This window comes from Pseudomonas sp. SM4, from assembly GCF_051913165.1.
GTDB lineage: Bacteria > Pseudomonadota > Gammaproteobacteria > Pseudomonadales > Pseudomonadaceae > Aquipseudomonas.
Map to the genome: position 1 here is coordinate 165,254 of NZ_JBODOE010000012.1, position 20,687 is coordinate 185,940.

General features: G+C 58.4%; 18 protein-coding genes. 4 read left to right on the forward strand and 14 right to left on the reverse strand.

What is annotated here, in order from left to right:
* Positions 1-15 precede the first annotated feature (15 nt).
* The 14 genes from rfbA to mtnA all read right to left on the reverse strand — a co-directional run bounded on the left by rfbA (position 16) and on the right by mtnA (position 16,834).
* The gene (gene rfbA / locus ACQ4MY_RS22120; RefSeq protein ID WP_440096470.1) at positions 16-906 is read right to left on the reverse strand and encodes a glucose-1-phosphate thymidylyltransferase RfbA; all 891 of its coding nucleotides are present in this window, start codon (positions 904-906) and stop codon (positions 16-18) included.
* Positions 903-1,796 carry a dTDP-4-dehydrorhamnose reductase gene (rfbD, locus tag ACQ4MY_RS22125; protein ID WP_440096471.1) on the reverse strand — a complete coding sequence of 298 codons (894 nt, stop codon included), beginning with the start codon at positions 1,794-1,796 and terminating at the stop codon, positions 903-905. Before rfbD ends, rfbA begins: the two co-directional genes overlap by 4 nt.
* Positions 1,793-2,869 carry a dTDP-glucose 4,6-dehydratase gene (gene rfbB / locus ACQ4MY_RS22130; RefSeq protein WP_440096486.1) on the reverse strand — a complete coding sequence of 359 codons (1,077 nt, stop codon included), beginning with the start codon at positions 2,867-2,869 and terminating at the stop codon, positions 1,793-1,795. The genes rfbD and rfbB overlap by 4 nt, the downstream gene beginning before the upstream one ends.
* A gap of 225 nt (positions 2,870-3,094) precedes the next feature.
* The gene (locus ACQ4MY_RS22135; protein ID WP_440096472.1) at positions 3,095-3,334 is read right to left on the reverse strand and encodes a lipopolysaccharide assembly protein LapA domain-containing protein; all 240 of its coding nucleotides are present in this window, start codon (positions 3,332-3,334) and stop codon (positions 3,095-3,097) included.
* Positions 3,335-3,364: 30 nt separating this feature from the next.
* Positions 3,365-3,661 (reverse strand): integration host factor subunit beta, encoded by a 297-nt coding sequence (gene ihfB / locus ACQ4MY_RS22140; protein ID WP_003189779.1) that lies wholly within the window; start codon positions 3,659-3,661, stop codon positions 3,365-3,367.
* Between the two features lie 151 nt (positions 3,662-3,812).
* Positions 3,813-4,091, reverse strand: a complete 279-nt coding sequence (locus ACQ4MY_RS22145) for a hypothetical protein (RefSeq protein ID WP_158835750.1) — start codon at positions 4,089-4,091, stop codon at positions 3,813-3,815.
* Positions 4,092-4,287: 196 nt separating this feature from the next.
* A complete protein-coding gene (rpsA, locus tag ACQ4MY_RS22150) occupies positions 4,288-5,973 on the reverse strand; it encodes a 30S ribosomal protein S1 (protein ID WP_008079785.1) in 1,686 nt (561 codons plus the stop codon).
* Between the two features lie 119 nt (positions 5,974-6,092).
* The gene (gene cmk / locus ACQ4MY_RS22155) at positions 6,093-6,782 is read right to left on the reverse strand and encodes a (d)CMP kinase (RefSeq protein ID WP_158835747.1); all 690 of its coding nucleotides are present in this window, start codon (positions 6,780-6,782) and stop codon (positions 6,093-6,095) included.
* On the reverse strand, positions 6,779-8,986 hold the full coding sequence (locus ACQ4MY_RS22160; RefSeq protein WP_440096473.1) for a bifunctional prephenate dehydrogenase/3-phosphoshikimate 1-carboxyvinyltransferase: 2,208 nt from the start codon (positions 8,984-8,986) through the stop codon (positions 6,779-6,781). Before ACQ4MY_RS22160 ends, cmk begins: the two co-directional genes overlap by 4 nt.
* Before the next feature lie 28 nt (positions 8,987-9,014).
* Positions 9,015-10,127, reverse strand: a complete 1,113-nt coding sequence (gene hisC, locus ACQ4MY_RS22165; protein WP_440096474.1) for a histidinol-phosphate transaminase — start codon at positions 10,125-10,127, stop codon at positions 9,015-9,017.
* A 13-nt stretch (positions 10,128-10,140) separates the two neighbouring features.
* On the reverse strand, positions 10,141-11,235 hold the full coding sequence (gene pheA, locus ACQ4MY_RS22170; protein WP_007908404.1) for a prephenate dehydratase: 1,095 nt from the start codon (positions 11,233-11,235) through the stop codon (positions 10,141-10,143).
* The gene (serC, locus tag ACQ4MY_RS22175) at positions 11,235-12,320 is read right to left on the reverse strand and encodes a 3-phosphoserine/phosphohydroxythreonine transaminase (RefSeq protein ID WP_180698459.1); all 1,086 of its coding nucleotides are present in this window, start codon (positions 12,318-12,320) and stop codon (positions 11,235-11,237) included. Before serC ends, pheA begins: the two co-directional genes overlap by 1 nt.
* Before the next feature lie 229 nt (positions 12,321-12,549).
* Positions 12,550-15,324, reverse strand: coding sequence for a DNA gyrase subunit A (gene gyrA, locus ACQ4MY_RS22180; protein WP_440096475.1), 2,775 nt, complete (start codon positions 15,322-15,324; stop codon positions 12,550-12,552).
* Positions 15,325-15,757: 433 nt separating this feature from the next.
* Entirely contained in the window at positions 15,758-16,834 is a 1,077-nt protein-coding gene (gene mtnA, locus ACQ4MY_RS22185; RefSeq protein ID WP_440096476.1) for an S-methyl-5-thioribose-1-phosphate isomerase, read from the reverse strand.
* A 108-nt stretch (positions 16,835-16,942) separates the two neighbouring features.
* Between mtnA and ACQ4MY_RS22190 the strand changes: the two genes are divergently transcribed.
* From ACQ4MY_RS22190 to ACQ4MY_RS22205, 4 genes are all read left to right on the forward strand, one after another.
* Positions 16,943-18,277, forward strand: a complete 1,335-nt coding sequence (locus ACQ4MY_RS22190) for a TRZ/ATZ family hydrolase (RefSeq protein WP_440096477.1) — start codon at positions 16,943-16,945, stop codon at positions 18,275-18,277.
* A 57-nt stretch (positions 18,278-18,334) separates the two neighbouring features.
* Positions 18,335-19,033: a bifunctional 2-polyprenyl-6-hydroxyphenol methylase/3-demethylubiquinol 3-O-methyltransferase UbiG gene (ubiG, locus tag ACQ4MY_RS22195; protein WP_008079776.1), complete on the forward strand. Its 699-nt coding sequence runs from the start codon at positions 18,335-18,337 to the stop codon at positions 19,031-19,033.
* Positions 19,034-19,037: 4 nt separating this feature from the next.
* The gene (gene mupP, locus ACQ4MY_RS22200; RefSeq protein WP_440096478.1) at positions 19,038-19,709 is read left to right on the forward strand and encodes an N-acetylmuramic acid 6-phosphate phosphatase MupP; all 672 of its coding nucleotides are present in this window, start codon (positions 19,038-19,040) and stop codon (positions 19,707-19,709) included.
* Positions 19,710-19,881: 172 nt separating this feature from the next.
* Positions 19,882-20,622 (forward strand): YciK family oxidoreductase, encoded by a 741-nt coding sequence (locus tag ACQ4MY_RS22205; protein ID WP_095125179.1) that lies wholly within the window; start codon positions 19,882-19,884, stop codon positions 20,620-20,622.
* Positions 20,623-20,687: the final 65 nt, after the last annotated feature.

The window sequence follows — 20,687 nt, forward strand, 5'->3', positions numbered from 1 at the left end:
TAAATATTCTGACAATCAACGTGAAGGCGAGTCTAAAAGCTTTTGCAGATACTGACCGTAGCCTGTTTTCTTCAGCGCATCAGCCTGGGATGCCAATTCTTCAGCAGTGATCCAACCGTTGTGATAGGCAATTTCTTCAAGACACGCCACTTTCAAACCCTGACGCTGCTCGATGGTATGCACGAAATGACTGGCCTCAAGCAGAGAGTCATGGGTACCAGTGTCCAGCCATGCGAAGCCACGACCCAACATTTCGACATTCAATGACTTCTGATTGAGGTAGGCCTGATTGACATCGGTGATCTCAAGTTCGCCGCGCGCCGACGGTGTTATACCTTTCGCGATATCGACCACCTTGTTGTCATAGAAGTACAAACCAGTGACAGCATAATTTGACTTGGGCTTTTGCGGCTTTTCTTCAATGCTCAGCGCACGCCCGGAAGCGTCGAACTCGACCACTCCGAATCGCTCAGGATCGGAAACGTGATACCCAAAGACCGTGGCGCCCTGTACCTGATTGGTAGCCGCCCGGAGATTATCAGAGAAGTGCTGACCATAAAAAATATTGTCCCCAAGAATCAGACAGCAAGGGTCTTTTCCGATGAACTCTTCGCCAATGATAAACGCTTGCGCCAACCCGTCAGGCGCAGGCTGCTCGGCATAAGTCAGCTGAATTCCGTACAGACTGCCATCACCCAAAAGCTTGCGAAAACATGGCAGATCTTCCGGCGTGGAGATGATCAGAATTTCACGCATTCCTGCGAGCATCAGTACCGACAGCGGATAAAAGATCATCGGCTTGTCGTAGATTGGCAGCATCTGCTTGGAAACGCCGAGTGTCAGCGGGTGCAGGCGCGTGCCCGAACCACCGGCGAGAATGATGCCTTTACGATTTGTCGTGGTCATTTATTCAGAACTTCCCTAAGCATTCGGGTTACACCACTTTGCCAATCCGGCAAGTGTAGAGAAAAATTGTCGCGCAGTTTTTGAGTATCCAGTCGGGAATTCAAAGGACGGCGCGCAGGTGTCGGGTAAGCGGTGGTATCGATGGGATTGATCGCCGTGACGGCAAGCGCTTCACCATTGGCCTTGGCAAAGTCAATCACATGGCTGGCATAACCGTGCCAGGAGACTTCGCCGGCGGCGGCCAAATGATAGAGCCCAGCCAGTTCCGGACGCAGCAGGACCTGCCCAATAGCCTGCGCGGTGACGTCGGCGATCAGCTCAGCACCGGTCGGCGCGCCAATCTGATCGGCGATCACACCCAGTGTGTCGCGATCCTTGGCCAGACGCAGCATGGTCTTGGCAAAATTGTTGCCACGCGCGGCATAGACCCAACTGGTACGGAAGATCAGGTGCTTGCAGCCCGAAGCGACGATCGCCTGCTCGCCCGCCAGCTTGCTGGCGCCGTAATGATTCACCGGCGATACCGCATCGGTCTCCCGCCACGGCGTCAAGCCTTCACCACTGAACACATAGTCGGTGGAATAGTGAACCAGCCACGCACCCAGTGTTGCGGCTTCCTGCGCCATCACCTGAGTAGCGAGACCGTTGACGCGATCAGCCAGTTCGATGTCGGATTCGGCCTTATCGACAGCGGTGTAAGCTGCTGCATTGACGATAACGTCGGGTTTGACCTGACGAATCGTCGCGCGAAGTGCATCGAGGTCGGATAAATCGCCGCTCAAGCTGCCTACTGGATGACGATCCAGGGCAATCAATTCGCCAACAGGTGCCAGGGAGCGTTGCAACTCCCAGCCTACCTGGCCATTTTTGCCTAGCAGTAGGATTTTCATGCTTTGTTCGAACGATCTGCGTAGTTCTGATCGATCCACTGCTGGTAGCTGCCGCTCTTCACGTGAGCAACCCACTCGGTGTTCTGCAGGTACCATTCAACCGTTTTGCGAATGCCGGTATCGAAGGTTTCTTCCGGCGTCCAGCCCAACTCCCGCTGAATCTTGCTGGCATCAATTGCGTAGCGCTGGTCATGACCAGGACGATCCTGCACGTAAGTGATCAAGCTTGCGTGCGGACGATACGCGGAGTCTGGACGAAGCTCATCAAGCAGCGCACAAAGCGTATGAACAACTTCGATGTTCTGCTTCTCGTTGTGACCACCGATGTTGTAAGTCTCACCAATGACACCTTCGGTAACGACTTTATACAACGCACGTGCATGGTCTTCCACGTAGAGCCAGTCACGAACCTGGTTGCCTTTGCCATAAACAGGCAACGGCTTGCCTTCCAAAGCATTGAGGATGATCAGCGGGATCAACTTCTCGGGGAAGTGGCAAGGACCGTAGTTGTTCGAGCAGTTGGTGACTAGAGTCGGCAGGCCGTAGGTGCGGGCCCATGCGCGCACGAGATGATCGGAACTGGCTTTGCTGGCCGAGTATGGCGAGCTTGGCTGGTAGGGCGTGGTTTCAGTGAACAGGTCTTCCGGGCCTTCCAGGTCGCCATACACTTCGTCAGTGGAAATGTGATGGAAGCGAAAGCTGGCTTTACGTGCATCATCAAGCGCAGCCCAGTAATGACGAGCCGCCTCGAGCAACGTGTAAGTGCCGATGATGTTGGTTTGAATGAATTCGGAAGGCCCCGAAATCGAACGATCAACGTGCGACTCTGCAGCAAGATGCATGATCGCATCCGGCTGATGGTCTCGCAGGACGCGGTCGATTTGATCGCGATCACAGATATCAACGCGTTCAAATGCGTATCGCGAGTCTTGGCTGACTTCAGCCAAAGACTCCAGGTTACCGGCGTAAGTCAGCTTGTCGACATTGACGACAGAATCGGCGGTGTTGGAAATGATGTGGCGAATGACTGCCGAGCCGATGAACCCGGCGCCGCCGGTAATTAGAATTTTCACGCGAAAGCATACCCTTGAGCTGCGGACAGTGACACCAACGAGCACTGTCTAATCCATGAATGCAGAAGCCATCAAAACTGAAGCTTCTGTCAGAGTCAGTCTGAATCGAAGTGGGAATAGGCCACTATCGAACAAGGGCTGCATTTTACAGCTTAATGAAGGTTTTACTAATGGATATAGACAGGCAGAGGTGCAATTTCGACAGATGCCCTGCACCTGTCGTTTTCAGACAAGGCGCTTGCGTGCAGCTCTGGACGAGCGCCCCAGAAACCAGCCGAGAATCGGGCCGATAAACATGCCGATCAGCAATGCCACGACAACAACCAACGACAACGGAAGTTGCGGCCCGGACCAACCTAGAAACAACAACGACACCGCCTGCTGGTTTTCAAGGACAAAGGCCAGAACAACCAAGACAAGCAACAAAACGAAAACGCCAAGAAGTATGCGTTTGAGATTACGCATGAGCATCTCCCTGATATTCAGCAGCGAGGATCAAACGCCCTCCTCCTCTTCCTCGTTCACACGATCGCGCAGTTCTTTGCCCGGCTTGAAGTGTGGAACGAACTTACCGTCAAGGCTGACGGACTGACCGGTCTTTGGATTGCGCCCTACACGCGGCGCGCGATAATGCAGTGAGAAGCTGCCAAACCCACGGATCTCGATACGATCACCGGTGGCCAGACACTGGGACATTTGTTCAAGCATGGTCTTGATGGCCAGCTCCACATCCTTGGATGAGAGCAGCCCTTGATGGGTGACAATTCGTTCGATCAACTCCGACTTCGTCATATTTTTCCCTTCTTTTTCAAGCAGCTAGATCAGCGCTTGAAAGGTTTTAGCACGCCCGGAAGATTTTGAACAGCCCAGGGATTGACATATCTTCCTTAGCGTCAAAACGCCCATTTTCAGAGCATCAGATCACCAAACCGGTTCACCGCACTCAGCGGCAGATCACCAGCATGGTACGCGTCACGTAGCCAGCTGGATTGAAGCCAAAGGGAAACTCATCTTCATCCTTGGCGTCATCAGATCGCGTCACCACCTTATAGCCTGCACCCTTGCACTCCTTCGCTGCACGCTTCTGGCACTTCTCCCAGCCCGAGCCCAAACCGGAACAATCGACTTCAATACCACTGACCCCGCGCACCGCATGGGTCTTGGCACTTGTAGTACAGCCAGCGCTCAACAAGATCGCTATGAGGACAATAAACTTGTTCATCCACTTCCTTATGCCAGGCAACTGCCCGACTACTGCGCACCCAAGTCCAAGCTTAGTCGCGAATAGACGATTGATCCGAATAAAGAAACAGACAGCCCAGGCGTGAGATTGGTTTCACCGGAAACCTGACCTGCCGCCAAATCGCAGACACAAAAAAGGGCGACCGAAGTCGCCCTTTTTCATGATCAAGCAGAACTTAGTTCTGTTTGGCCATTGCTTGCTTCAGCAGTGCAGCCATGGTGGTGTCAACTGCTTCGCCTTCCGGAGCTGCTTTCAGGCTCTGGATAGCTTCTTTCTCTTCAGCGTCGTCTTTCGACTTGATGGAGAGTTGGATCACGCGGCTCTTACGATCAACGCTGATGATCTTGGCTTCTACTTCTTCGCCTTCTTTCAGAACGTTGCGCGCGTCTTCAACGCGGTCACGGCTGATTTCGGAGGCTTTCAGAGTCGCTTCGATATCGTCGGCCAGAACGATGATGGCGCCTTTGGCGTCAACTTCTTTCACAGTGCCTTTAACGATGGCGCCTTTGTCGTTAACCGAGACGTACTCGGAGAACGGATCGCTTTCCAGCTGCTTGATACCCAGGGAGATACGCTCGCGCTCTGGGTCAACCGACAGGATAACGGTGTCCAGCTCGTCGCCCTTCTTGAAACGACGTACGGCTTCTTCGCCCACTTCGTTCCAGGAGATGTCGGACAGGTGAACCAGGCCGTCGATGCCGCCGTCCAGACCAATGAAGATACCGAAATCGGTGATCGACTTGATGGTGCCGGAGATTTTATCGCCCTTGTTGAACTGGCCAGAGAAATCTTCCCATGGGTTAGATTTGCACTGCTTGATGCCCAGGGAGATACGACGACGCTCCTCGTCGATGTCCAGAACCATAACTTCCACTTCGTCGCCGACTTGTACGACTTTCGAAGGGTGGATGTTCTTGTTGGTCCAGTCCATTTCCGATACGTGTACCAGACCTTCAACGCCTTCTTCCAGCTCAGCGAAGCAGCCGTAGTCGGTCAGGTTGGTTACACGAGCGGTAACGCGAGTGCTTTCTGGGTAACGGGCTTTGATAGCAACCCATGGATCTTCGCCCAGTTGCTTCAGGCCCAGGGAAACACGGTTGCGTTCGCGATCGTATTTCAGAACCTTGACGTCGATTTCGTCACCAACGTTAACGATCTCGGAAGGATGCTTGATGCGCTTCCAGGCCATGTCGGTGATGTGCAGCAGGCCGTCCACGCCACCCAGATCGACGAATGCGCCGTAATCGGTGAGGTTTTTGACGATACCTTTGACTTGCTGGCCTTCCTGCAAGGATTCCAGCAGAGCTTCACGCTCGGCGGAGTTCTCGGCTTCCAGGACGCTGCGACGGGAAACGACAACGTTGTTGCGCTTCTGGTCCAGCTTGATGACCTTGAATTCCAGCTCTTTGCCTTCCAGGTGCGTGGTGTCGCGCACTGGACGGACGTCAACCAGGGAACCTGGCAGGAACGCACGGATGCCGTTAACGTCGACAGTGAAGCCGCCTTTAACCTTACCGTTGATAACGCCCTTGACCACTTCCTCAGCTGCGAAGGCTGCTTCCAGAACGATCCAGCACTCAGCGCGCTTGGCTTTTTCACGGGACAGCTTGGTTTCACCGAAACCGTCTTCAACCGAGTCCAGAGCAACGTGAACTTCGTCACCGACATTGATAGTCAGATCGCCAGCGTCGTTGTAGAACTGCTCAAGCGGGATGAGTGCTTCAGACTTCAGGCCAGCGTGAACGGTTACCCAGCGAGCTTGGTAATCGATATCAACGATAACACCGGTGATGATGGAGCCTGCCTGAAGGTTCAGGGTTTTTAGGCTTTCTTCAAAGAGTTCCGCAAAGCTTTCGCTCATTTTAATTCCTGTAAATGAGGGCGAAGGATACGCCCATCTCCACACCCCAGACGGTGTGGGTTAGTTTCAAATAAAAGAAGCGCCACAGGACTATGACTGGTCCCCTGCAACCTTCTTGGTCACCCGGCGATATCGCGAATGGCGATCTCGCTCATGATGCGTTCAAGCACCTGATCAATGGACAACTCCGTGGAATCCAGCTGTATGGCGTCAGCCGCCGGCTTAAGCGGGGCTACCGCTCGCTGGGTGTCACGCTCATCGCGTGCACGGATCTCATCTAGCAGACTCGACAGACTAACACCCTCGACTTTGCCCTTCAACTGCAAATATCGACGGCGCGCCCTCTCCTCGGCACTCGCGGTGAGGAAAATCTTCAGCGGCGCATTCGGAAAAACCACCGTGCCCATATCGCGACCGTCGGCCACCAGGCCCGGCGCCTCCTGGAAAGCGCGCTGACGCTGCAGCAGCGCCTCGCGTACAGCCGGCAATGCAGCCACTTGCGAAGCACCGGAACCGATGCTCTCGGTGCGAATGACATCGCTGACTTCGTCACCTTCCAGGATGATCCGCTGCAACTGACCATCGGTCGCCGCGATGAACTGCACATCCAGATGAGCGGCCAGTTTTTTCAGCAGCTCTTCATTGGTCAGGTCAACGCCATGGTTGTGCGCAGCAAACGCCAGCAAGCGGTACAGCGCGCCGGAATCCAGCAGGTTCCAGCCCAGACGCTTGGCCAGAATCCCGGCGACCGTGCCTTTGCCCGAGCCGCTTGGCCCATCGATGGTGATGACCGGTGCAATGTTTTTCACGACTGAGCCTCTTGTGCCACACGAATGCCGACCTGCGCGCACAACGCGAGGAAGTTCGGGAACGACGTCGCGACGTTGGCGCAATCATGGATGCGGATCGGCGCAGTGGCGCGCAGCGAGGCCACGCTAAAAGCCATCGCAATGCGGTGATCGCCGTGACCATGCACTTCGCCGCCGCCAATCCGGCCACCGTCGATGATGATGCCGTCCGGGGTCGGTTCACACTTGACGCCCAGCGCCAGCAAACCGTCCGCCATGACCTGGATACGATCCGATTCCTTGACGCGCAGTTCTTCAGCGCCGGTCAACACAGTGCGCCCTTCGGCACAGGCAGCGGCGACGAACAATACCGGGAACTCGTCGATGGCCAGCGGAACCAGCTCCTCGGGAATCTCGATACCCTTGAGTTTAGCTGCTCGCACGCGCAGGTCAGCCACAGGCTCGCCGCCGACTTCGCGCTGGTTTTCCAGAGTGATGTCCGCGCCCATCAGGCGCAGGATGTCGATGACGCCGGTACGGGTCGGGTTGATGCCGACGTGCTCGAGCACCAGCTCCGAACCTTCGGCGATCGAGGCCGCGACGAGAAAGAACGCCGACGACGAGATGTCACCCGGCACTTCAATATGAGTTGCAGTGAGCTTGCCGCCAGGCTCGACCGAAGCCGTAGCGCCTTCAACACTTACCGGATAACCGAAGCCGCGCAGCATGCGCTCGGTGTGATCGCGAGTCGGGGCCGGCTCGGTCACGGTGGTCTTGCCTTCGGCGTACAGGCCGGCGAGCAGCAGGCAGGATTTCACCTGAGCACTGGCCATCGGCATGGTGTAGGTCAGGCCTTTGAGCTTGTGCCCGCCACGAATAGTCATCGGCGGACGACCTTCAGCAGCGGTTTCGATCACAGCGCCCATTTCTCGCAGCGGATTGGCCACGCGATTCATTGGACGCTTGGACAGCGACGCATCGCCAGTCAAAGTGCTGTCGAAGTTTTGCGCGGCCAGCAGGCCGGACAGCAGACGCATCGAAGTACCGGAGTTGCCCAGGTAGATCGGGCCCGGCGCCGGTTTCAGACCATGCAGGCCGACACCATGAATGGTCACGCGGCCGTGGTGCGGGCCTTCGATGACCACGCCCATGTCACGGAACGCCTGCAAGGTCGCCAGGGCGTCTTCGCCCTCGAGGAAGCCTTCGACTTCGGTGACGCCTTCGGCCAGCGAACCGAGCATGATCGAACGGTGGGAAATCGATTTGTCACCCGGTACGCGAATCCGACCGGACAGGCGGCCACCAGGTTGAGCCAGGAAGATCAGATCGTTGGAATTCATAGCGTCCACATAGGCCCTGCGGGCCAGGATTTTACTGAAATGCTCGCGGGCAACCCGGGCGCGAGTGAAAACGCCCAACAATTGGTGCCCATCCCCTGCATCGACCGCGTCGCGCAAGGCGTCGAGGTCGCTGCGAAATGTATCGAGTGTGCGCAGGACAGCCTCGCGGTTGGCGAGGAAGATGTCGTGCCACATCACCGGGTCGCTTCCGGCAATTCTTGTGAAATCGCGGAAACCACCGGCAGCGTAACGGAAGATCTCAAGGTTTTCATTGCGCTTGGCCAACGAATCGACCAGACCGAAGGCCAGTAAGTGCGGCAGATGGCTGGTCGCGGCCAACACTTCATCGTGACGCTCGACTTGCATGTGCTCGACGTCGGCGCCCAATTCGCGCCACAGACGATCAACCACAGCCAACGCGGCCGGATCGGTTTGCTCGAGCGGCGTGAGAATCACTTTGTGACGACGGAACAGCTCAGCATTGGAGGCTTCCACCCCGCTCTGCTCGGAACCGGCAATCGGATGGCCCGGCACGAAACGCGGCGGCATAGCGCCAAACGCCTCGGTTGCCGCGCGCACCACATTGCCTTTGGCGCTGCCGACGTCGGTCAGAATCGCCGAGCCCAGATCCATGCTCGCCAGACGCGCGAGCACTTTTTCCATGGCCAGAATCGGCACCGCCAGCTGAATTACGTCAGCACCCTGGCAAGCCGCTGCCAAGTCATCTTCACAACGATCGACCACACCCAACTCGACCGCGAGCTTGCGCGATTGCGGATCGAGATCGACCCCGACCACTTCACGGCACACACCGCTTTCACGCAAGCCTTTGGCAAACGAACCACCGATCAACCCCAGACCGACCACCACAAGGCGACCGATCATAGGTGCAGCAGATTGCATTGCAGTGACATCACCCACGAGCCAGAACCTTGCGCAGCGCTTCGAGGAAGCGGCTGTTTTCCGCTGGCAGACCGATGGTCACCCGCAGGTGGTTCGGCATGCCGTAATTGGCCACTGGACGCACGATCACGCCTTCGCGCAGCAAGCCCTGGAACACAGGGGCTGCAACCTGGCCGAGATCGACGCAGATGAAGTTGCCTTTCGACTCGATCCAGCCCAGACCCAGCTCACGGAAACCGGCCTGCAACTGCTGCATGCCCGACTCGTTGAGCTGACGGCTTTGCGCCAGATACTCCTCGTCTTTCAGCGCTGCGCAGGCTGCTGCCAAGGCGAGGCTGTTGACGTTGAACGGCTGGCGAACGCGGTTCAGCACGTCAGCAACAACCGGAGTCGACAGGCCGTAGCCAACGCGCAACGCCGCCAAGCCGTAAGCCTTGGAGAAGGTGCGCGAAACCAGCAGATTCGGGTACGCGGCGAGGAAATCCAGACCATCCGGCAGATCGCTGCCTTCGGCGTACTCGATGTACGCCTCATCCAGCACCACCAACACGTGCTCCGGAACATCCTGGAGGAACTCGTCCAGCGCTTCTGCGCCGAACCAGGTGCCGGTCGGGTTGTTCGGGTTGGCGATGAACACCACGCGGGTGTTGGCATCGATGGCCGCGAGCATTGCAGGCAAGTCATGCCCCCAATTCTTGGCCGGCACCACTTTGGCTTGCGCGCCGACCGCCTGAGTGGCAATTGGGTACACAGCGAAAGCGTGCTCACTGAACACCGCATTCAGGCCCGGCGCCAGATAGGCGCGCGCGACCAGCTCAAGAATATCGTTGGAACCGTTACCCAAGGTGACCTGATTCAGGTCGACGCGGCACTGCTCGGCCAGCAAGGATTTCAATGCGAAACCATTGCCATCCGGATAACGGGTCAGCTCGGCCAGCTCTTCGCGGATCGCCGCCAAGGCTTTCGGACTGGCGCCCAGCGGGTTTTCGTTGCTCGCCAGTTTGACGATTTTCGCCGGATCTAGATCCAGCTCGCGCGCCAGTTCGTCCACAGGCTTGCCCGGAACGTACGGCGAAAGTTGTTGCACGCCCGGCTGTGCCAGAGCGAGGAAGTTGCCACTCATTTGCTACCGCCCCTTAGAGAACTGCTTTCGGGTAGGAACCCAGCACTTTGAGTGCTACTGCTTCCTGACTGATCTTTTCCAGCACACCTTTGATCAATGGATCACGGTGGTGGCCGACGAAGTCGATGAAGAATACGTAAGTCCATTTGCCGCTGCGCGACGGACGGGTTTCGATGCGGGTCAGGTCGATCCCGTTGTCGTGGAACGGCACCAGCAGCTCGTGCAGCGCGCCGGGTTTGTTGCTCATCGACACGATGATCGAGGTCTTGTCGTCGCCGGTCGGCGGCACTTCCTGATTACCGATCATCAGGAAGCGCGTCGAGTTGTCCGGACGGTCTTCGATCTTCTCGGCCAGACGGGTCAGGCCATACAGCCCTGCCGCCATATCACCGGCAATCGCCGCCGAATTCCACTCGCCTTTAACCCGCTTGGCCGCTTCGGCGTTGCTGGAAACCGCGACGCGTTCGACATTCGGGTAATGCGCGTCCAGCCACTTGCGGCACTGGGCCAGCGACTGCGCGTGGGAATAGATGCGGCTGATGCTGTCGGTCTTGGTGTTTTCACCAACCAACAGATGATGGTGAATGCGCAACTCGACTTCGCCACAGATGACCATGTCGTGTTCGAGGAAGCTGTCCAGCGTGTGGTTGACCGCGCCTTCGGTGGAGTTCTCCACCGGTACCACGCCAAAATTCACCGCACCGGCCGCCACTTCACGGAACACTTCGTCGATCGCCGCCATCGGCTTGCTGATGACGGCGTGGCCGAAGTGTTTCATGGCTGCGGCTTGGGTGAAGGTGCCTTCAGGGCCGAGGTAAGCCACTTTCAGCGGCTGCTCCAGCGCCAGGCACGACGACATGATTTCGCGGAACAACCGCGCCATCTCTTCGTTACCCAGCGGCCCCTGATTGCGTTCCATGACACGCTTGAGCACCTGAGCCTCACGCTCAGGACGATAGAACACCGGCACTTCGCCTTCGGCCAGCGAGGCCATCTTTACTCGCGCGACTTCCTGGGCGCAACGCGCACGTTCACTGATCAGCTCCATGACTTTGGTGTCCAGAGCGTCAATGCGAACGCGCAGTGCCTTGAGTTCTTGCTCGGACATCAGCCGTGTTCCTTCTCGAATTCAGCCATGTACGCCACCAGCGCGTTGACCGCGGTGATGTCGACAGCGTTATAGATGGAGGCGCGCATGCCGCCCACGGAGCGGTGGCCTTTCAGATTGAGCAGGCCGCGTTCTTCGGCACCGACCAGGAATGGCTTGTCCAGACGATCATCGGCCAGACGGAACGGCACGTTCATCCACGAGCGATCCGATTTGTTGATCGGGTTGCTGTAGAGGCCGCTGGCGTCGATGAAGTCGTACAGCGTGCGCTGTTTGACATCGTTGAGTTTGGCGATCGCGTCAACGCCGCCCTGCTCTTTCAGCCACTGGAACACCAGACCGGACAGGTACCAGGCCAGCGTCGGCGGGGTGTTGTACATCGAGCCGTTATCCGCCGCGACTTTGTAGTCGAGCATGGTCGGGCACAGCGCACGCGCCTTGCCGAGCAAGTCTTCGCGGATGATGTTGACGACGATGCCGCTCGGGCCGATGTTCTTTTGCGCGCCAGCGTAGATCATGCCGAAACGCGAAATATCGACTGGACGCGAGAGGATGTCCGAAGACATGTCGGCCACTAGCGGCACGTCACCGACTTCCGGGATCCACTGGAATTCCAGACCGCCGATGGTTTCGTTCGGCGCGTAGTGAACGTAAGCGGCGTCTTTCGACAGCTTCCACTCGTTCTGGCCCGGGATGGCGAAATAGTCGTAAGGCTTGGCGGTGGCGGCGACGTTGACGTGGCCGTAGCGCGAGGCTTCTTCGATGGCTTTCTGCGACCAGATACCGGTGTCGATATAGTCGGCCGAGCCGCCTTCAGGCAACAGGTTCAGTGGAATCTGCGCGAATTGCTGGCTGGCGCCACCTTGCAGAAACAGCACTTTGTAGTTCGACGGGATATTCAGCAGGTCACGCAGATCCTGCTCGGCCTGGGTGGCAATGGACACGAACTCATCGCTGCGATGGCTCATTTCCATGACCGACAGACCCTTGCCGTGCCAATCAAGGAGTTCACCCTGGGCGCGCTGCAGGACAGCTTCAGGAAGCGCCGCAGGACCGGCGCAGAAGTTATAGGCTCGCTTGCTCACATCCAATCTCGCTCTGATTTGGTGGTCACTTAAATCTTTTAGTCTGCGGATGATCGTTCCCACGCTCTGCGTGGGAATGCATCCAATGACGCTCTGCGTCATGGGACGCGGAGCGTCCCGAGCGGCATTCCCACGCAAAGCGTGGGAACGATCCCGTGCAGTGTTGCAAATTTTCAAACAGGACAAATAACAAGGGGGCGAATTTTCATCCGCCCCCTTGGTTGCCCGCTTATTCTTGCGGTTCTTCGTCTGCTGCGGCGTCGAGTTGCTGGTCTTCAACAGCATCGTCGATCACGACGGTGCCTTCGAATTCCTCGCCCTCTTCCCCTTCAAGCTCTTCACCTTCGATTTCCGAAGGTTCCTGAACCCGCTCCAGCCCGACCAGGGTTTCATCCTTGGCCAGCTTGATCAGTGTCACACCTTGAGTGTTACGACCCAGGCTCGACACTTCGTCGACACGGGTACGCACCAAGGTGCCCTGATCGGAGATCAGCATGATTTCTTCACCGTCCTGCACCTGAACCGCGCCGACCAGACGGCCGTTACGCTCGTTGCTGACCATGGCGATAACGCCCTGACCGCCACGCTTGTATTCAGGGAACTCGGTGATCGCCGTACGCTTGCCGTAGCCGCGCGCGGAAGCGGTGAGGATTTCGCTGCCTTCTTCCGGAATCAGCATGGAGATCAGCTTCTGCCCTTCTGGCAGACGCATGCCACGCACACCGCGGGCGGTACGGCCCATGGCGCGAACTTCGGATTCCTTGAAGCGCGTTACCTTGCCGCCGTCGGAGAACAGCATGATTTCCTGCTCGCCATCGGTGACAGCAGCGGAGATCAGGATGTCGCCTTCGTCCAGTTCCAGCGCGATCAGGCCAACGCTGCGCTGACGGCTGAAGGCCACCAGCGGAGTTTTCTTCACGGTGCCGTTGGCGGTCGACATGAAGATGAACGGTGCTTTCTTGCGGTCAGCAGCTTTGATACGGGCACGACGTTCTTCGTCGGTCTCGTTGCTGTTTTCGATTTCTTCTACATCAACCTCAACGCCTTCAGCCTCTTCTTCTTCAGCCTGACGCTTCATGGCTTCGAGATCGACCGGCAACATGGTGGTGATGTATTCGCCTTCGCTCAATGGCAGAAGGTTGACCAGCGGACGACCACGGGCAGCGCGGGACGCTTCCGGGATTTCGTAGGTCTTGAGCCAGTACACCTTGCCCTTGCTGGAGAACAGCAACAGCGTGGTGTGGCTGTTGGCAACCAGCAGGTGAGCGATGTAGTCCTCATCCTTGACGCCGGTGGCCGATTTGCCTTTACCGCCACGACGCTGAGCCTGGTACGCAGCCAATGGCTGGGTCTTGGCGTAGCCACCGTGGGAGATGGTCACGACACGCTCTTCTTCCGGGATCATGTCACCCAGGGTCAGATCGAGACGGGCATCGAGAATTTCGGTGCGGCGCACGTCGCCGTATTCGGCACGAATCACTTCCAGCTCTTCGCGGATCACTTCCATCAGGCGCACAGCGCTGTTGAGGATGCGGATCAGCTCGCCGATCTGGTTGAGAATCTCTTGATACTCGGCCAGCAGTTTTTCGTGCTCCAGACCGGTCAGACGGTGCAGACGCAGTTCCAGAATGGCTTGCGCCTGTTCTGGCGACAGGAAGTACTTGCCTTCGCGCAGACCGTATTGCGGATCCAGAGTCTCCGGACGGCAGGAATCAGCACCGGCACGCTCAACCATCGCAACCACGGCGGAGGATTCCCACGCGGTGCTGATCAGCGCTTCCTTGGCTTCCGACGGCGTCGGCGAAGCCTTGATCAGCGCGATGACCGGGTCGATGTTCGACAGGGCAACGGCCTGACCTTCGAGGATGTGACCACGCTCGCGCGCCTTGCGCAGTTCGAAAACGGTACGGCGGGTAACCACTTCGCGACGGTGACGGACGAAGGCTTCCAGCAGATCCTTGAGGTTCAGGATGCGTGGGCGGCCGTCGATCAGCGCAACGATGTTGATGCCGAATACCGATTGCAGCTGGGTCTGGGCGTAGAGGTTGTTGAGGATCACCTCAGGCACTTCGCCGCGACGCAGTTCGATCACGACGCGCATACCGTCCTTGTCGGACTCGTCGCGCAGTTCGGTGATGCCTTCCAGCTTCTTCTCTTTGACCAGTTCGGCGATCTTCTCGATCAGACGCGCCTTGTTCAACTGGTAAGGAAGTTCGGTGATAACGATCTGCTGACGGCCACCGACCTTGTCGATGTCTTCAATGATCGAGCGGGCGCGCATGTAAATACGGCCGCGACCAGTGCGGTAGGCTTCGATGATGCCGGCGCGACCGTTGATGATCGCCGCGGTCGGGAAGTCCGGGCCGGGGATGTATTGCATCAGTTCATCGACGGTCAGCTCAGGGTTGTCGATGAGCGCCAGGCAACCGTCGATGACTTCACCGAGGTTGTGCGGCGGGATGTTGGTCGCCATGCCCACGGCGATACCGCTGGAGCCGTTGACCAGCAGGTTTGGAATACGGGTCGGCATGACCGCCGGGATCATTTCGGTGCCGTCGTAGTTCGGCACCCAGTCCACGGTTTCTTTGTGCAGGTCGGCCAGCAGCTCGTGCGCCAGCTTGGTCATGCGCACTTCGGTATATCGCATCGCCGCAGCGTTGTCGCCGTCGACCGAACCGAAGTTACCCTGACCGTCTACCAGCAGATAGCGCAGGGAGAAAGGCTGGGCCATACGAACGATGGTGTCGTACACGGCAGTGTCACCGTGCGGGTGATACTTACCGATCACGTCGCCGACAACACGGGCAGATTTCTTGTACGGCTTGTTGTAGTCGTTGCCCAGCTCGCTCATCGCGAACAGTACGCGACGGTGCACGGGCTTGAGGCCATCGCGCGCATCCGGCAGTGCACGGCCGACGATTACGCTCATCGCGTAGTCGAGGTAGGACTGCTTCAGCTCGTCTTCGATATTGACCGGGAGGATTTCTTTGGCCAGTTCGCCCATGAGAAGCCTGATTCCTTTTTCTGGTGAAACTTCGTCATATCCATGTGGGAGCAACGAAGCTCGTCGGGGCCGGCCGAGTGCCATGCGCCGACTTACGACAAATCAACATTGGATCGCGGATTTGCGCAGTAAAGACAGCTTCGTGAAGCTGCCTCGGAAAACGCCGGATGTTATCACAAAGGCCGCCACGCACCTATCCCCCAGATGCGCATGGAGCATAGTTAGTTGACCGGTGACAGGCTTAACGGGGACGAGAGAGGCTCAGAGCTTCTTTGAGCGCAGATTTGTGGTGTGGATTAGCGATGTTTATTGACATTCAAGGGTAGGCACACATGTATGAGCTGCCGAAGGCTGCGACCTTTTGATTTTGTTTTTAGAAGATAAAGTCAAAAGATCGCAGCCTTCGGCAGCTCCTACATTGAGTGTCACCGCATTAGTGCAGGCGTTTGCGGCACATCAACTGGGCCATTTTGGCGGTATCCGGGCGCTCGACGATGCCTTTCTCGGTGACGATCGCGTCGATAAGGTCGGCCGGCGTCACGTCAAACACCGGGTTGAATGCTTCAACGTCGGCACCGACGCGCTTGCCGCCGACTTCCAGCAGCTCGGCGCCATCACGTTCTTCGATCGGAATGTCATCACCGCTAGCCAGGTTCATGTCGATGGTCGAGCTCGGCGCCACGACCATGAAACGCACGCCGTGGTGCATGGCGTTGACCGCCAGTTGATAGGTGCCGATCTTGTTGGCCACGTCACCGTTGGCGGTAATGCGGTCGGCGCCAACGATCACCCAGGTCACACCTTTGGTTTTCATGATGTGCGCAGCGGCGGAGTCGGCATTCAGGGTCACCGGAATGCCTTCGTTGGCCAGTTCCCATGCGGTCAAGCGCGAACCCTGCAGCCATGGACGGGTTTCGTCGGCGTAAACGCGCTCGACCATGCCTTCAATAAAGGCTGCGCGAATCACACCCAGTGCCGTGCCAAAACCACCGGTGGCCAGTGCGCCGGTATTGCAGTGGGTCAGGATCGCCTGGGCATTGCCCTGATGTTTGCGGATCAGGTCGACGCCGAGCTGCGCCATGGTCAGATTGGCTTCGCGATCGCTTTCATGAATGGCGATCGCCTCAGCTTCCAGCGCCGCCAGCGGATCGGCGTTTTCTTTCAGGCGATCCAGTCGATCGTGCATACGACCCAGCGCCCAGAACAGATTGACTGCGGTCGGACGGGAATCGGCCAGCAAGGCGAAATCCTCTTCCAGCGCTGCGTACCAGTCGCCACCTTCAGCAATCCGCGCCCGGGCCGCAAGCACGATGCCATAGGCCGCACTGATGCCGATGGCCGGCGCGCCGCGCACCACCATCGAGCGAATCGCCTCAGCGACGCCGGCGGCGCTGGTGTAGGCAATCCAGGTTTCTTCAAACGGCAAAATACGCTGATCCAGCAGGTGCAGCGCGCCGTCTCGCCACTCGATGGCCTTCACTTTCTCCGCAGCCAACAGTCGATCGCGCATCCCACACCCCGCACTCATGAACAAAAGCCGCCGATTATAGCGATCCCCCCGCGAAGACGCTCGGGTATACTTCGCCATCCTTTACAAAAGCACTGGAACCGACCCTCGATGCCGAAACCTGCCATTGCGCTCGACTTATTATTGCTGCCGACCTGGCTGGTACCCGTCGAACCCGCTGGCGTTGTGCTCAAGGAGCATGGCCTGGGCATCCGCGACGGTCGCATCGTGTTTATCGGCCCGCGCGCCGAAGCATTGAAGTGTAACGCCACAGAAGTTCGCGAACTGCCGGATGTGCTGCTCGCCCCCGGCCTGATCAACGCCCACGGCCACGCAGCAATGACGCTGTTCCGTGGCCTGGCCGATGATCTGCCGCTGATGACCTGGCTGGAAAACCACATCTGGCCGGCCGAAGCGAAATGGGTCGACGAAGATTTTGTCCGCGATGGTACTGATCTGGCCATCGCCGAGCAGATCAAGGGCGGCATCACTTGCTTCTCGGACATGTACTTCTTCCCGAAAGTCGCCAGCGAGCGCGTGCACAACAGCGGCATTCGTGCGCAAATCGCGATTCCGATCCTCGATTTCCCGATCCCGGGCGCCAGCAGTGCCGATGAAGCGATTCGCCAAGGCGTCGAGCTGTTCGGCGACTTGAAGCATCACGAACGCATCAAGATCACCTTCGGCCCTCATGCACCGTACACCGTCGGCGACGAGAATCTGGAAAAAATCCGCGTGATCGCCGAGGAACTGGACGCGTCGATCCACATGCACGTCCACGAAACCGCGTTCGAAGTCCAGCAAGCGCTGGAGCAGCGCGGCGAACGCCCGCTGGCCCGCCTCGGTCGCCTGGGCCTGCTCGGCCCACGCTTCCAGGCCGTGCACATGACCCAGATCAGCGATGACGACCTGGCGTTGCTGGTAGAAAGCAACACCAGCGTGATCCATTGCCCGGAATCCAATCTCAAACTGGCCAGCGGCTTCTGCCCGGTCGAGCGTTTGTGGCAGGCTGGAGTGAATGTCGCAGTCGGCACTGATGGCGCGGCGAGCAACAACGATCTCGACCTGCTCGGCGAAACCCGCACCGCCGCACTGCTGGCCAAAGCCGTCGCCGGTTCGGCCACCGCGTTGGACGCCCATCGTGCGCTGCGCATGGCCACCTTGAATGGCGCGCGAGCATTGGGGATCGAGGCGCAAGTCGGCTCGCTGGAAATCGGCAAAGCCGCCGACATCGTCGCCTTCGACCTGTCCGGTCTGGCCCAGCAACCGGTCTACGACCCGGTTTCGCAGCTGATCTATGCCACCGGTCGCGACTGCGTGAAACACCTGTGGGTCGCCGGCAGACAACTACTCGACGACCGACGCCTGACGCGCATGGACGAAGAGCAACTGGGCGCCACCGCCCGGGCCTGGGGCCAGCGCATCAGCGGCCACACCGAATCGTAAACACCCCGGGGCAAACTCCGGGGCTACAGCCCTTTTTCAAGTTTTAGAGGATTTAACATGAGCAACGTCGACCACGCCGAAATCGCTAAATTCGAAGCCCTGGCCCATCGCTGGTGGGATCGTGAAAGCGAGTTCAAACCGCTGCACGACATCAACCCGCTGCGGGTCAACTGGATCGACGAGCGGGTGAATCTGGCCGGCAAGAAAGTCCTCGACGTCGGTTGCGGTGGCGGCATCCTCAGCGAAGCGATGGCCCAGCGTGGCGCCACCGTGATGGGCATCGACATGGGCGAAGCGCCGCTGGCGGTCGCGCAACTGCATCAGCTGGAATCCGGCGTCAACGTCGAATACCGCCAGATCACTGCCGAAGACCTCGCAGAAGAAATGCCTGAGCAGTTCGACGTCGTCACCTGCCTTGAAATGCTTGAGCATGTACCGGATCCATCGTCGGTGATCCGTGCCTGCTTCCGTATGGTCAAGCCCGGCGGCCAGGTGTTCTTCTCGACCATCAACCGCAACCCGAAGGCCTATCTGTTTGCCATCGTCGGCGCCGAATACATCATGAAGCTGCTGCCGCGCGGCACCCACGACTTCAAGAAATTCATCCGCCCGTCCGAGCTCGGCGCGTGGAGCCGCATGGCCGGCCTGACCGTCAAGGACATCATCGGCCTGACCTACAACCCGCTGACCAAGCACTACAAACTGGCCAGCGACGTTGACGTCAACTACATGATCCAGACCCTGCGCGAGGAATAAGTCGATGGCCATCAGAGCAGTCCTTTTCGACATGGACGGCACCCTGCTCGACACGGCGCCGGACTTCATCGCCATCTGCCAGGCCATGCGCGCGGATCGTGGCTTGCCGCCTATCAACGACAAGCACATCCGCGACGAGATCTCCGGCGGCGCCAAAGCCATGGTTGCAGTGACATTCTCGATGGACCCGGAATCACCGGGCTTCGAGGAGCTGCGCCTGGAGTTTCTCGAGCGCTATCTGGTCGGCTGTGCGGTACACAGCAAGTTGTTCGACGGCATGGACGAATTGCTCGCCGACATTGAAAAAGCCAATCTGGTCTGGGGCGTGGTCACCAACAAGCCGCTGCGCTTTGCCGAGCCGATCATGCAGCAGATGGGGCTGGCCGAGCGTTCGGCGTTGCTGATCTGCCCGGATCACGTGAAGAACAGCAAGCCGGATCCGGAACCGTTGATCCTTGCGTGCAAGATGCTTGATCTGGATCCGTCGACGGTGTTGTTTGTAGGCGATGATCTGCGTGATATCGAGTCGGGCCGCGATGCTGGCACGAAAACGGCGGCGGTGACGTTTGGCTACATCCACCCGGACGACAACCCACGGCATTGGGGCGCGGATGTGGTGGTGGATCACCCGTCGGAGTTGCGCAAGGTGCTCGACAGCGCGATTTGCAGCTGCTGATCTGAATCAGATCTTGTGGCGAGGGGATTTATCCCCGTTGGGCTGCGAAGCGGCCCCCGCTTTCATCCAGGCGATGTGACACACAGGTTTTGCGACGGCTTCGCCGCCGAACGGGGATAAATCCCCTCCCACAGGGTGAAGCAGGTCTTCATGAATGGATTGTGAGGTTTTTATGTTTGATTACTCCGCTCGCCCCGAATTGCTCAAGGATCGGGTCATTCTGGTCACCGGTGCCGGTCGTGGCATTGGCGCGGCTGCGGCGAAAACCTACGCCGCTCACGGCGCGACCGTGCTGCTGCTGGGCAAGACCGAGGCCAATCTGACCCAGGTCTACGACGAGATCGAAGCCGCGGGCCACCCACAACCGGCGGTGATCCCGTTCAACCTCGAAACCGCTCTGCCCCATCAATACGATGAGCTGGCGGCAATGATCGAGACTGAGTTCGGCCACCTCGATGGCCTGCTGCACAATGCTTCGATCATTGGTCCGCGCACGCCGATCGAGCAGTTGTCCGGGGAAAATTTCATGCGCGTCATGCAGGTCAACGTCAACGCCATGTTCATGCTGACCAGCACCTTGTTGCCGCTGCTCAAGCTCTCGCAGGATGCGTCGGTGGTGTTCACCTCCAGCAGTGTTGGTCGCAAGGGCCGCGCATACTGGGGCGCTTATGGCGTATCGAAGTTCGCTACCGAAGGCTTGATGCAAACCCTGGCCGATGAGGTCGACGGCGTTGCACCGGTGCGCTCCAACAGCATCAACCCGGGCGGCACCCGCACCAGCATGCGCGCTCAGGCTTATCCAGGGGAAAACCCGCTGAACAACCCGACGCCCGAGGAGATCATGCCGGTCTACCTCTACCTGATGGGACCGGACAGCAGCGGTATCAACGGCCAGGCATTCAACGCCCAGTAATGCCATACGTCGCATTTGTTGCCGTGGCGGAATCCCGTCGCGGCATGCATTTGCCGCTGTCGACT